We start from the raw sequence: 12,165 nt of genomic DNA, 5'->3' as shown, positions 1-12,165 counted from the left end.
CCCGGCAGGGTGCCGCCGGGGGTCAGCGGGCGCCGGCGTCCAGCAGCGCGGCGATCCGCTCGACGGCGAAGGCGTAGCCCTGGACGCCGCAGCCCGCGATCACGGCGTCGGCCCGCGCGGAGACGTAGCTGTGGTGCCGGAAGGCCTCGCGCCGGTGGATGTTGGAGATGTGCACCTCGACGACGGGCAGGCCGTCGCAGGTGTTGAGGGCGTCCAGGATCGCCACCGAGGTGTGGGAGTAGGCGCCCGGGTTGATCACGACGCCCGCGTGGTGTTCGCGGGCCTCGTGGATCCAGTCGATCAGCTGTCCCTCGTGGTTGCTCTGCCGGCAGTCGGCGGTCCCACCGTGGCGCGCCGCCGTGGCGGCGCACAGCGCCTCGACGTCGGCGAGGGTCTCGGAGCCGTAGATCTCGGGCTGCCGCTGACCGAGCAGGTTGAGGTTGGGACCGTTGAGGACCATGATCGGCGCGCTCGCGAGGGTGCGGGTCATGGCCCCAAGGTCTACCACGCGATCACCCGAAGGCGACGGCGGCGTCCATCTCCCAGACCAGCACCTCGGCGCCCTCGGCGCCGGCCGTGAGCCGCTGGCCCTCGGCCCCGGTGACGCGTACGGCGTCGCCCTTGGCGAGGATACCGGTGCCCTCGAAGGCGACCTCGCCCTTGGCGACGTACAGGTGCACGAAGGGGGCGGTGGGCAGGGCGAGGGTCTGCTGCGGGGCCATGCGGGCGGCCTGCAGCGCGGCGTGCTTCTGGGCGATGGAGATGGCGCGCTCGTCGCGGTCGCGGTCCATCCCGGAGGCGACGGTGACCCACCCGCCGCGGGCGAGTTCGTCGTTGATGTCGAGCTGCTCGTAGCCCGGCTTGATGCCCTGCTCGTCGGGGAAGACCCACATCTGCACGAAGTGCACGGGGTCCTTGTGCTCGGGCGCGCCGGTCAGCTTCCAGCTGTCGTTCTTCTCGCTGTGCAGGATGCCGGTGCCCGCGCTCATCCGCTGGGCGAGGCCCGGGTAGATGACGCCGTTGTGGCCCTCGGAGTCCTGGTGGACCAGGCCGCCGTCGAGCACCCAGGTGACGATCTCCATGTCCCGGTGCGGGTGGGTGTCGAAGCCGGTGCCGGGGGCGACGACGTCGTCGTTGGAGACCAGCAGCAGGCCGAAGTGGGTGTTCTTCGGGTCGTAGTGGTGGCTGAAGGAGAAGCAGTGGTGCGAGTCGAGCCAGCCGGCGCGGGTGTGGAACCGCTGGCCGGCGCGGCGGACATCCAGCTGGGGGGCCATCGGGGATCTCCTTCTGCGGGGTGGGGTGCCTTTCGGTGCCTTTCGGCCAACCTAACATGTTGAATCTCGAACTATATTCCCTGGATACCGTAGCTCCGCAGCTTGCGGTAGACCGTGGCCCGCGCGATGCCCAGCGCCTTCGCCGCCCGCGCCTTGTTGCCCCCGTGGGTGCGCAGCGCCTCGAGGATCGCGTCCCGCTCGGCCCGCTCCAGGCTGCCGAGACGGCGCCCGCCGGCCCCGCCGCGCACGGCGTCCGGCAGTTCCTCCGGGCGTACCGGGCCGCCGAGCCGGCGCTCCTCCGCGAGTGTCCTGACGACCGTCGCCAGCTCGGCGACGTTGCCCGGCCAGGTGTGCCGCTCCAGGGTGCGCCGGGCCTCCACGGTCCAGGTCAGCGGCGGGTGGCCGGGCGCGGGCCGCGGGCTGAGGGCGGCGAGCAGCACCGGCAGGTCCTCGGGGCGCTCACGCAGCGGCGGCACGGACAGCGAGCGCGCCGCCAGCCGGCCCAGCAGGCGGTCCAGGCACGCGCCCGTCCGGTCCCCGGGGGTGTGGGTGACGGTCAGCCGCAGGTGGGGGCGCTGTTCCAGGAGCGCCACCAGCGCCGCCGCGGCACCGGCGTCCAGCGCCTCGACGTGGCGCACCAGGACCCGTCCCGGCGCGGGGCGCACGGCCAGCCGCCGCACCCAGTCACCGGCGGCGGCGCCCGTCGTCTGGGCCGCGTCCAGCTCCAGCTCGCCGGGGCGGACGGCGCGGGCCAGCGTCGTCTTGCCGGTGCCGGCCTCCCCGGACACCAGCAGGGACCCCTGTTCACCCCCGAGCCGTACCGCGCGGGCCACCGCGGCGCGCCAGGACAGTGACGAGCCCACGAGCCCCGGCAGCCTCGGCTCCGGCACGGCGGGCGGTCCTGCGGCCCCCTCGGCCGGGGCGGACAGCACGGCGACGGCGCCGATGACCTCGCCGGAGTCCATGACGGGCTGGAGCCGGGCGCGCCAGCCGCCGTCCGGCAGGGGCAGCTCGTACGCCTCGGTCCGGCCGTCGCGCACCATGCCGCCGGCCCGGCGCTCGAGCAGCGCCAGCGCCTCCTCGGACAGCCGCCGCGCGGCCTCGACGCTCACGATCCGCGTCCTGCCGTCAGCGGCGACGACCGCCCGGCCGCCCGGCCGCTCGCGCAGGTAGGCGCCGAGCAGCAGCTCTTCAGGGGATGTATCGGATTGAGACACGCCGGCGGTCTCCCTCTGATCCACGATTCGTTCGTTGCCATTTCAATTATCCGTCAAGGAGCCGCATTGATGGAGACCGTCGAGACCGATGTGCTCATCGTGGGCAGTGGGCCGGCCGGGGCGAGCGCCGCACTCGCGCTGAGCACGTACGGGGTACCGAACATCGTGGTCACGCGCTACGGCCGGCTGGCCGACACCCCGCGTGCCCACATCACCAACCAGCGCACCATGGAGGTGCTGCGGGACCTCGGCGTCGAGCAGGAGGTCGTCGCCAGGGCGACTCCCCAGCACCTGATGGGGAACACCGTCTTCTGCACCAGCCTCGCGGGCGAGGAGCTGGGGCGGCTGCGTTCGTGGGGCAACGACCCGCTGGTGCAGGCCGCGCACGACCTCGCCAGCCCGAGCCGCATGTGCGACATGCCGCAGCACCGGATGGAGCCGGTGCTGATCGAGGCCGCCGTCGCACGCGGCACCCGGTTGCGCCACAGCACCGTCTACAGGTCCTTCGAGCAGGACGACGACGGCGTGACCGTCCTCGTCGAGGACCGGCTGCGCGGCGACACGTACACGATCCGCGCCAAGTACCTGATCGGCGCCGACGGCGGGCGCAGCCAGGTCGCCGAGGACGCCGGACTGCCGATGGCCGGGACGATGGGCGTGGCGGGGAGCGTCAACATCGTCTTCGACGCCGACCTCAGCCGCTACGTCGCCCACCGCCCCAGCACCCTGTACTGGGTGCTCACCCCCGGCGCGACGGTCGGCGGGATCGGCGCGGGTCTGGTCCGCAACGTCCGGCCGTGGAACGAGTGGCTCATCGTGTGGGGGTACGACGTCAACGCGGCGCCCCCGGACCTCACCGAGGAGTACGCGCTGTCGGTGGTCCGCAAGCTCGTCGGCGACGACGAGGTGCCGGTCACGATCCGCTCCACCTCGGCGTGGACGGTCAACGAGATGTACGCGCGGACCTACTCCAGCGGCCGGGTCTTCTGCGCGGGCGACGCCACCCACCGGCACCCGCCGTCCAACGGCCTGGGCTCCAACACCTCCATCCAGGACTCCTACAACCTGGCCTGGAAGCTGAGGCTGGTGCTGGACGGCGCGGCCGCGCCCTCCCTGCTGGACACCTACACCGCCGAACGGGCGCCCGTCGGCGAGCAGATCGTCACCCGCGCCAACAAGTCGATCGGCGAGACCGCCCCGGTCTTCGAGGCTCTGGACCTGCTCGCCCCGCAGAGCCCCGAGCAGTTGCTCGCCAACATGGAGTCCCGCAAGGAGGCCTCGCCGGCCGGCGAGAAGCGGCGCGCCCGGCTGCGCGAGGCGATCGACTTCAAGCGGTACGAGTTCAACGCGCACGGCGTGGAGCTCAACCAGCGCTACACCTCGGCCGCGGTCGTCCCGGACGGCACCCCCGACCCGGGCTTCGACCGCGACCCCGAGCTGTACCACCAGCCGAGCAGCCGCCCCGGCGCCAAGCTGCCGCACGCCTGGCTGACGGCGGGCCCCCGCACGCTGTCCACCCTCGACCTGGGCGGCGGCGGCCGGTTCGCACTGCTCACCGGCATCGGCGGCGAGGCCTGGACGGCGGCAGCCCGCGCGGTCGGCGCCGAGCTCGGGCTGGACATCGCGACCGCGGTGATCGGCCCCGGGCACGAGTACGAGGACCCCTACGGGGACTGGGCGCGGCTGCGCGGCATCGGCGACACGGGCGCGCTGCTCGTGCGGCCGGACCTGTACGTCGCCTTCCGGCGCGCCGAAGGGGCCACCGACGACGCCGAGGCACGGTCCGTGCTCGGCACCGCGCTGCGGCGCATCCTGGGACGGGACTGACGAGGAGAGACCATGGACTTCACCGAACAGAGCGCGACCCCCGCCGTCGTGGAGAGCTTCGCGCGGACGCCCGACCCGCGGCTGCGGGACGTCCTCGGCAGCCTGACCCGGCACCTGCACGACTTCGTCCGGGACGTCGAACCCACGATGGAGGAGTGGGAGGCGGCGATCGGCTTCCTCACCCGCACCGGGCAGGCCTGCACCGACACCCGGCAGGAGTTCATCCTGCTCTCGGACGTGCTCGGCGTCTCGATGCTGGTCGAGACCATCAACCAGCGGAAGTCGGCCGGCGAGGGGGCCACCGACTCCACCGTGCTGGGCCCGTTCCACATGGTCGGCTCCCCCGTGCGGGCGTTCGGCGACGCGATCGACATGATCGGTTCGGGCGAGCCGTGCGTCGTCACCGGGCGCGTGGTCTCCGTGGACGGCACGCCGCTGCCGGGTGCGACGGTGGACGTGTGGCAGGCCGACGAGCACGGCTTCTACGACGTCCAGCAGCCGGGCGAGCAGCCCCAGGGCAACGGGCGCGGGCTCTTCACGGCCGACGGGGAGGGCCGCTTCCGGTTCCGCACCGTCGTGCCCGCGCACTACCCGATCCCGACGGACGGCCCGGTCGGCGGACTGCTGAACGCCACCGGGCGGCACCCCTACCGGCCCGCGCACATCCACTTCATCGCGGCCGCCGAAGGGCACCATCCGGTCACCACGCACGTGTTCGTGCAGGACAGCCCCTACCTGGAGTCGGACGCGGTCTTCGCGGTGAAGAAGAGCCTGGTCCAGGAGTTCACCGTGGTGGACGACCCGGAGCGGGCGGCCGAGTACGGGGTTACCGGCCCCTTCCGGCTGGCGAACTTCGACATCGTGCTGCAGCGCTCATGAGCCTGGAGTTCGTCCACGAGGCGCTGCCGATGCGGGTCGTCTTCCGTGCCGGCGCCGCCGGCACGGCCGTGGCCGAGGAGACCGGACGCCTCGGGCTGCGCCGCGTGCTGGTGCTGTGCGGCCGGCACGGCGAGGACACCGCGCGCTCCGTCGCCGCCTCCCTCGGCGCGGCCTGCGCGGGCGTCCACCCGGGCGCGGTGATGCACGTGCCGGTGAAGGTGGCCGACGAGGCCGTGGCGGTGGCCGCGGAACTGGCGGCCGACGGGCTGGTCGCGGTCGGCGGCGGCTCGGCCGTCGGCCTCGGCAAGGCGGTCGCGCTGCGCACCGGGCTGCCGCTGCTGGCCGTGCCGACGACCTACTCGGGCTCCGAGATGACCCCGGTGTGGGGCCTGACGGAGGACGGCGTCAAGCGCACCGGCCGCGACCGCCGCGTCCTGCCGCGCAGCGTCGTCTACGACCCGCGGCTCACGCTGTCGATGCCGCCGGCGCTGTCCGGCACCAGCGGCGTCAACGCCCTGGCCCACGCGGTCGAGGCGCTGTACGCCCCCGACGCCACGCCCGTCGTGTCGCTGATGGCCGAGGAGGGGGTGCGCGCCCTGGCCGAGGCGCTGCCCCGGGTCGTCGCCGACCCGGACGGCCTCGACGCGCGCGCCCGGGCCCTGTACGGGGCCTGGCTGTGCGGGGCGTGCCTCGGCGCCACCACGATGGGCTTGCACCACAAGCTGGCCCATGTGCTCGGCGGCGCCTTCGACCTGCCGCACTCCGCGACCCACACCGTGCTCCTGCCGTACGTCCTCGCCTTCAACGCCCCGGCCGCGCCGGCGGCGACGGCCGCCCTGCGCCGGGCGCTGGGCACCGAGGACCCGGCGCGCGGACTGTGGGAGCTGGGCGGACGGCTCGGCGCGCCGCGCTCGCTGGCCGAGGTCGGTCTGCCGGCCGACGGCATCGGCCGCGTCGTGGAGCTGGTGGGCGCGGCCTCGTACGCCAACCCGCGCGCCGCGGACGCGGGGCAGTTGCGTGCGCTGCTGACGGCGGCGTACGAGGGCGCCCCGCCGGCGGCCTGAACGACCGGTCCGCGGGCGCGAGTCGGGCGCGGACGGGCGCGGGGCGGCGTTCCTCACGGGCGGCCGCCGCGACCGGTCCGCGCCCGGCCCGCTCCCGCCCGCGCCCGCAGTCCGGGGGAAAGGACGCGAAGCGCCGTCCGGATTCCGGTCCGGATGCGTTTTCCCCGTACAGGCGAACACCTTTTCGCTGTACGGTCACGCGCCCGAACGCATTCCGCCGATCCGGTCCCTCGATTCCCCGCGGAATCCGGCCTTCCGCCGCCGCACGGGAATCCCTCAGCCCCCGCGCCGCGGCTCCCGGTCCGCCGCCGCGGGCGGGCCGGCGCCGTAGTCCAGCCTTTCCGCCGTCCTGACCAGGCGTTCCAGCGCGGCACCGTCCCGCGGTCCGCCGCGCAGGGCACGCCGGGCCCGCGCCGCAACACCGCACAGGCGTACGGAAAACAGGCGTTTCGCGTTCCCAAACGCCATCCCCCGCCACCCCTTCCGCAGTTTAGAAATATCTACCAAGGTTGAGCGTATGAGAAATGCGGCACCGAAACAGGCAATGGAGTGGCTGGCCGCCGCCGCGGCGGATCCGCGGGCGTGCAAGCGGGAATGGGAACACGGCGAGAGCGGGACGGTCCTGCTGCCCGCCGGGCGTTTCTGGGACGTACTCAGCGTGCCCGAGGACCTCGGCGTGCTGGCCCTCGACGCGCTGCTGCGCCTCCCCCGCGCGGAACCCGGCCCCACGCTGGCCGACACGGCCTCCCGCCGGGTCGGCTTCTTCCTCCCACCGGATCCCGTCAGCAGATGGGTGGGCACCGGGATCCGCTACGCCGGCCGGGGCGCCTGGATCGCGGTCCCGCCCCCGTACCGGGCCGCGGGGGCCCTGCGGTGGCTGGTACCGCCCGACGGGACGGGCACCCTGCACACCCCTACATCGGTCGAACTGGCCCTGTTCCAGGCAGCAGTGGCGGCGGAGTGCCGCCGCTGAGCCCCGTCGTGCGCGGTGGCACGTCGGCCCCCGCGAATCCGGGGACGGCGCGCCCGCGGGCCCGCCAGTCAGCGAGGAGTTCCGTGTAGATCGGCGGGTCCATCCAGTAGGCGCCGGTGAGTTCGGCGAAGGTCCGGTGGTGCTCCGGATGTCCCTGGAGAAGGCATCCACGGGTCGAGGATGTGCTGCTGTCCATGTCCCCTTGCAACGCGGCTCGTGCGCCGGTGGTACGTCCGGGGCTGGCGGCGCCACTGGAACGAGTGAGTGCGCCCCCCTCGTTAGGGGCCTTCCTTTCACCGTCTCATCGTCTCGTCGTCTCATCCGCCCGCAGGGGAGACGGCTCCGGCAGTCCGAGGGCACGGCAGAGCAGCGGCCATGCCGCGGCGAACTCCCGTCGCCAGTAGGCCCATTCGTGCCGACCGCCCTCGTAGTAGTGCGTCGTCGCCGTGATGCCCCGCAGCTCCAGCGCGGTGGCGAAGACGTGCGTGGCCGGCCACAGGGTGCTCTCCAGCACCTCCGGCAGCAGCTCGGTGCCGCCCGCGGCCGGGGCGGCACCGCTTCCGCAGGAGACGTAGAGCGCCGTGCCGCGCAACCCGCCGGCACGGGCGGCGGGGTTGAAGGACCGCCAGGTCTCCCACCGGTCGACGGGGTCGCCCCACAGCGTCCCGGGGCACAGGTTCTCGCGGAGCAGGAGGGCGTCGAGCGCGGCGGGCACCCCGGCGAACGTGGTGTCCAGGACGCCGCTGAAGGAGGCGGCGGCGCGGAAGGTCCCCGGGTGGCGGGCGGCGTGGGCCATGGCACCGTGGCCGCCGGTCGAGACGCCCGCCACCGCCCGTGCGCCGGAGGCCCGGTAGTCGCGGCGCAGCAGCCCGTCGAGCTCGCACAGCTGGAAGGTCTCGTAGTCGGAGCCGTCGAGCCAGCGGCTCGACAGCCCCGCGGGGCCGCAGTCCGGCATGGCGAGGATGAGCCCGGCGTCAGCGGTGAGCTCCTCCACGTCCGTCTGCCGGCTCCAGGCGGTGTGGTCCTCGTGCGGCCCGTGGAGCAGGTAGAGCACCGGCCAGGTGCGCCCGGGCGCTCGCGCGAAGTCCGCGGGCAGGACGATCCGGGCCGCCGCCGGACGCCCGAGCGCGGCCGAAGCCACCGTCAGGTCCAAGGTGCGTGCGTCGACTCGGGTCGCGGCGGCCACCTCGGCGGCGGCCCGGTCGCCCGGACGCGCGGTGGTGGGGGTCATGGGGGCGGCTCCTCGAGGGACAGGGGGGAACAGGGGCGGAACAGGGGCGCGCGCGGACCGGCCGCACCACCTTTACCCGGGGTAACGGACGCGGGCCGTCAGCGGTTCAACGGCGGCCGCGATCCCTTCGCCGCGCCGGAGGTACGCCTCGCGCAGCGGCGTGGCCCCGTGACCGACCGGTAGGTTCGGTGCCGGGTCCCACCCCGGGGCCCGGAACGGGCCGAGGGAGCACACGCGCATGACCTGGTTGCTGTACGGAGCCACGGGCTACACCGGTCGCCTCGTCGCACGGGAGGCCGTGGCCCGCGGCGAACGCCCGGTGCTCGCGGGCCGGTCGGCCGCCGCGCTGGCCCCGGTCGCGGACGGACTGGGCCTGGAGCACCGGGTGTTCGCCCTGGACGACCCCGCGGCCCTGCGCACGGCGCTCGCGGACGTGGACGCCGTGGCGCACTGCGCCGGGCCCTTCTCCGCGACGGCGCTGCCGATGGCCGAGGCGTGCCTGGACACCGGCACGCACTACCTCGACATCACCGGCGAGATCGACGTGCTGGAGGCGCTGCACGCGATGAGCGCCCGGGCCCGCGCGGCGGGTGTGGTCCTGCTGCCCGGCGCGGGATTCGACGTCGTCCCCACGGACTGCCTCGCCGCCACCGTCGCCGCCGCGCTGCCCACCGCCACCCACCTCGACATCGCCTTCCTGGCCGGCGGCGGGGCGAGTCCGGGCACGGCGCGCTCCGCGCTGGAGGCGCTCGACCGGGGCGCCGGAGGCCGCGCCCGCGTCGACGGGGTGATCCGCGACGTCCCGCTCGGGCACCCCCGGGTGACGGCGTCCTTCCGCACCGGGCCGCGCCGTGTCGCAGGCGTCGCCTGGGGCGACGTCAGCACGGCCCACCACTCCACGGGCGTCCCGAACGTCTCGACGTACACCTGGCTGCCGGGTGCCCCGCTCGCGGCGCGCGTGCTGGGCCTCGGCCCGGTACGGCGGCTGGCCCGCGCGGGCGTCGACCGCTTCCTGACCGGCCCCGGGGAGCGGGCACTGGGGCGTACCCGTTCCCAGGTCTGGGCGCGTGCCCGCGACGCTCACGGCCGCGTAGCCGAGGCGGCGCTCTCGGCACCCAACGCCTATGCGCTGACGGTCGATTCGGTGCTCCGCGTCGTGACCCGCCTGCCCCGCCTGCCGCACGGCACCCAGACCCCGTCCTCGGCCCTGGGCGCGGACTTCGTCCTCGAACTGGACGGGGTTCGCCGCAACGGACCGCACGTCGGCTGATCCCTCGCTACGACGGGCGTACCGCCGGGGCGCGTTCGGCGGCGGTCGCGGCCGCCGCCGCCCAGCCCTCCAGGCTCGTGACGAAGTGCGCCGCGCAGTCGGGCCAGTGCAGCGCGCCGCGGGCGGCGGCGTGGCCGCGGGCGCCCATCGCGCGGCGCAGTGCGGGGTCGTCGCGCAGGCGGCGGACGGCGTCCGCGGCCGCCGCGGGGTCCCCGAACGGGACGAGGAGGCCGCAGTCGTGCCCCCGGACGAGTTCTGCGGCGAGGGGGTTGGGGGTGCTCACGACCGGGATGCCGTAGGCCATGTACTCGACGACCTTGGTGGGCCGCGAGTGGCGGTAGTTCGCCTCGTCGCGCAGCAGCGACACCCCGGCGAGCGCCCCGCACAGCCGCCCCAGGGCCGCGTCGTTGGGCAGGAAGCCGTGCCAGCGCAGCACGCCGTCGCGGTCGGCCGCCGCCAGCAGTGCGCGGACGTCGCCGTCGGCGGCGCCGATGAGCTCCACCCGGACGTCCGGGGCCAGCAGCCGTGCCATGGCGACCAGTTCCTCGGCGCCGCGGGCCCGGGACAGCTGCCCGAGGTAGACCACGCGGTCGTCGCCCGGTGCCGGCGGGGCCTTCGCGGGGACGGTGACCAGGTTCGGCACCACGGGGTGCGTACGGCGGAAACGGCGCTGGTAGGCGTCCTCGGCGAGCAGCAGGTGCAGATGCCGCTCGGCGGCGAGTTCGGCCGCGCGTACGACGAGGCGCAGCGGCGGGCGCAGCGGGCGCGGCACCCAGGCCTTCATGGCGAGGGCGGCGGCGGTGTCCTCGTGGACGTCCCACACCACCGCGGGCCGCCGGGCGCCGGTGCGGTGCCAGTGCCGCAGGGTGCGCGGCAGGGCGAGCAGGAGTTCGGGGTCGTGGAGCAGCACGGCGTCGACGGTGGGCCCGCGCCGCGCCAGCAGCCGGCGGGCCTCGCGGACGGCCGCGCGCCGGTCGCGGCCGGTGGCCCGCGGCAGGTCGACACCCTCGACCCCGAGGCGGGGCGGGGTCGCCCGGGCGGTGAAGGGCGCGGCATAGGTGACGGTGTGGCCGTGGGCGAGGAGGGCGGCTATCTGCCGGTGCAGGATGCGCGCGTCCTCGGGGTGGTGCACGACGGTGACGACCAGCACGTGCATCACAGCACCTCGACGTCCGGCCGGAAGATCCGTCCGCGCGTGTCGAACAGCAGGCGGGCCCGGTCCGCCACCACCTGGAGGTCGTACGCGCTGTGGTCCTGCAGCAGGACCGTCAGGTCGTGCTCGCGCAGGGCGGCGGGCAGGTCGCCGGCCCTGGGGACGGCTTCGCCGTCGACCTCCCAGACGTCCACGAAGGGGTCGTGGAAGGAGATCGCGGTGCCGAGCCTGCGCAGCAGCCGTGCCACGGGGACGGCGGGGCTCTCGCGGCGGTCGGCGACGTCGGGCTTGTAGGTGACGCCGAGCAGCAGCACCCGCGATCCCTGCAGCGCCTTCCCCGCCGTGTTCAGCAGGTCCTGCGCCCGGCGCACCACGTACTCCGGCATCCGGTGGTTGATCTCCCGGGCGAGTTCGACGAAGCGGAACTCGTAGCCGAGGGTGCGCACCTTGTACGACAGGTAGTTGGGGTCGATCGGGATGCAGTGGCCGCCCACGCCGGCGCCGGGGCGGAAGGCCTGGAAGCCGAAGGGTTTGGTGGCGGCGCACTCGATCGCGTTCCAGATGTCCACGCCCAGTTCGCGGCAGAGGACGGCCAGCTCGTTGACGAGGGCGATGTTGACGTGGCGGTAGGTGTTCTCGATCAGCTTGGCCATCTCGGCCTCGCGGGTGCCCTTGGCCCGGACGACGGTGTCGACCAGCTTCCCGTAGAACGCGACGGCGCGTGCCGCGCAGCCGGGCGTGTGCCCGCCGACGATCTTCGGGGTGTCGCGGAGGCCGTGGGTGTGGTTGCCCGGGTCGATCCGCTCGGGCGAGAAGGCGAGGGCGAAGTCCGGCCCCGCGCGCAGTCCTGAACCCTCCTCGAGGATGGGCCGGACGACCTCGTCGGTGGTGCCGGGGTAGGTCGTCGACTCCAGGACGACCAGGACGCCGGGGCGCAGCCGGGCGGCGACCGCCTCGGCGGCCCCGGTGACCGCGGTGAGGTCGGGTCCGCCGTCCCCGGACAGCGGGGTGGGGACGCAGATGACGACGGTCTGCGCCTCCGCCAGGCACTCCGGGCGGGTGGTGGCGGTGAACCCGGCGGCCAGCATGCGCCGCAGGTCCTCGTCGCGGACGTCGTCCACGTGCGAGCGGCCGGAGTTGAGGGCGTCCACCACCGCGGGGTCCAGGTCGTGCCCGACGACGCTCAGGCCCACTGCCGCGGCCTCCCTGGCGAGGGGCAGACCGACGTATCCGAGTCCTACGACTGCGAGCTCCACCGTCATGTCGCACCATCCAGT

At 74.6% G+C, this 12,165-nt stretch carries 11 protein-coding genes; 5 read left to right on the top strand and 6 right to left on the bottom strand.

What is annotated here, in order from left to right; genetic code table 11:
- Positions 1-22 precede the first annotated feature (22 nt).
- From aroQ to ACZ7MY_RS23430, 3 genes are all read right to left on the bottom strand, one after another.
- Positions 23-490, bottom strand: coding sequence for a type II 3-dehydroquinate dehydratase (aroQ, locus tag ACZ7MY_RS23440; RefSeq protein WP_499604352.1), 468 nt, complete (start codon positions 488-490; stop codon positions 23-25).
- Between the two features lie 22 nt (positions 491-512).
- Entirely contained in the window at positions 513-1,274 is a 762-nt protein-coding gene (locus ACZ7MY_RS23435) for a pirin family protein (RefSeq protein WP_499604351.1), read from the bottom strand.
- Positions 1,275-1,345: 71 nt separating this feature from the next.
- On the bottom strand, positions 1,346-2,491 hold the full coding sequence (locus ACZ7MY_RS23430; protein ID WP_499604350.1) for a helix-turn-helix domain-containing protein: 1,146 nt from the start codon (positions 2,489-2,491) through the stop codon (positions 1,346-1,348).
- Positions 2,492-2,560: 69 nt separating this feature from the next.
- Here ACZ7MY_RS23430 and ACZ7MY_RS23425 point away from each other — a divergent pair, with 69 nt between their 5' ends.
- The 4 genes from ACZ7MY_RS23425 to ACZ7MY_RS23410 all read left to right on the top strand — a co-directional run bounded on the left by ACZ7MY_RS23425 (position 2,561) and on the right by ACZ7MY_RS23410 (position 7,234).
- Positions 2,561-4,318 (top strand): FAD-dependent oxidoreductase, encoded by a 1,758-nt coding sequence (locus tag ACZ7MY_RS23425; RefSeq protein ID WP_499604348.1) that lies wholly within the window; start codon positions 2,561-2,563, stop codon positions 4,316-4,318.
- Positions 4,319-4,330: 12 nt separating this feature from the next.
- Complete coding sequence (locus tag ACZ7MY_RS23420; RefSeq protein WP_499604347.1) at positions 4,331-5,197, top strand: dioxygenase family protein; 867 nt, start codon at positions 4,331-4,333, stop codon at positions 5,195-5,197.
- Positions 5,194-6,261: a maleylacetate reductase gene (locus ACZ7MY_RS23415; protein WP_499604345.1), complete on the top strand. Its 1,068-nt coding sequence runs from the start codon at positions 5,194-5,196 to the stop codon at positions 6,259-6,261. The genes ACZ7MY_RS23420 and ACZ7MY_RS23415 overlap by 4 nt, the downstream gene beginning before the upstream one ends.
- A 517-nt stretch (positions 6,262-6,778) precedes the next feature.
- Complete coding sequence (locus tag ACZ7MY_RS23410) at positions 6,779-7,234, top strand: hypothetical protein (protein WP_499604342.1); 456 nt, start codon at positions 6,779-6,781, stop codon at positions 7,232-7,234.
- Positions 7,235-7,535: 301 nt separating this feature from the next.
- Here ACZ7MY_RS23410 and ACZ7MY_RS23405 read toward each other — a convergent pair whose 3' ends face one another.
- Complete coding sequence (locus ACZ7MY_RS23405; RefSeq protein ID WP_499604340.1) at positions 7,536-8,465, bottom strand: alpha/beta hydrolase; 930 nt, start codon at positions 8,463-8,465, stop codon at positions 7,536-7,538.
- Between the two features lie 238 nt (positions 8,466-8,703).
- Here ACZ7MY_RS23405 and ACZ7MY_RS23400 point away from each other — a divergent pair, with 238 nt between their 5' ends.
- The gene (locus ACZ7MY_RS23400; protein ID WP_499604338.1) at positions 8,704-9,735 is read left to right on the top strand and encodes a saccharopine dehydrogenase family protein; all 1,032 of its coding nucleotides are present in this window, start codon (positions 8,704-8,706) and stop codon (positions 9,733-9,735) included.
- Positions 9,736-9,742: 7 nt separating this feature from the next.
- On the opposite strand, the gene ACZ7MY_RS23395 is transcribed toward ACZ7MY_RS23400, so the two are convergent.
- Entirely contained in the window at positions 9,743-10,891 is a 1,149-nt protein-coding gene (locus tag ACZ7MY_RS23395) for a glycosyltransferase (protein ID WP_499604337.1), read from the bottom strand.
- A complete protein-coding gene (locus tag ACZ7MY_RS23390) occupies positions 10,891-12,150 on the bottom strand; it encodes a nucleotide sugar dehydrogenase (protein ID WP_499604335.1) in 1,260 nt (419 codons plus the stop codon). Before ACZ7MY_RS23390 ends, ACZ7MY_RS23395 begins: the two co-directional genes overlap by 1 nt.
- Between the last annotated feature and the right edge of the window lie 15 nt (positions 12,151-12,165).

It is taken from the genome of Streptomyces sp. NPDC111520 (assembly GCF_055635295.1).
Note: the sequence above shows the minus strand (reverse complement) of the source record. Positions and strands in the feature narration are given on the sequence as shown.

What these genes read in the sequence shown, in the direction of transcription:
- ACZ7MY_RS23390 (WP_499604335.1), bottom strand. Translation starts at nt 12,150, where the DNA reads ATGACGGTGGAGCTCGCAGTCGTAGGACTCGGATACGTCGGTCTGCCC.
- ACZ7MY_RS23435 (WP_499604351.1), bottom strand. Translation starts at nt 1,274, where the DNA reads ATGGCCCCCCAGCTGGATGTCCGCCGCGCCGGCCAGCGGTTCCACACC.
- ACZ7MY_RS23395 (WP_499604337.1), bottom strand. Translation starts at nt 10,891, where the DNA reads ATGCACGTGCTGGTCGTCACCGTCGTGCACCACCCCGAGGACGCGCGC.
- ACZ7MY_RS23410 (WP_499604342.1), top strand. Translation starts at nt 6,779, where the DNA reads ATGAGAAATGCGGCACCGAAACAGGCAATGGAGTGGCTGGCCGCCGCC.
- ACZ7MY_RS23425 (WP_499604348.1), top strand. Translation starts at nt 2,561, where the DNA reads ATGGAGACCGTCGAGACCGATGTGCTCATCGTGGGCAGTGGGCCGGCC.
- aroQ (WP_499604352.1), bottom strand. Translation starts at nt 490, where the DNA reads ATGACCCGCACCCTCGCGAGCGCGCCGATCATGGTCCTCAACGGTCCC.
- ACZ7MY_RS23400 (WP_499604338.1), top strand. Translation starts at nt 8,704, where the DNA reads ATGACCTGGTTGCTGTACGGAGCCACGGGCTACACCGGTCGCCTCGTC.
- ACZ7MY_RS23420 (WP_499604347.1), top strand. Translation starts at nt 4,331, where the DNA reads ATGGACTTCACCGAACAGAGCGCGACCCCCGCCGTCGTGGAGAGCTTC.
- ACZ7MY_RS23415 (WP_499604345.1), top strand. Translation starts at nt 5,194, where the DNA reads ATGAGCCTGGAGTTCGTCCACGAGGCGCTGCCGATGCGGGTCGTCTTC.
- ACZ7MY_RS23405 (WP_499604340.1), bottom strand. Translation starts at nt 8,465, where the DNA reads ATGACCCCCACCACCGCGCGTCCGGGCGACCGGGCCGCCGCCGAGGTG.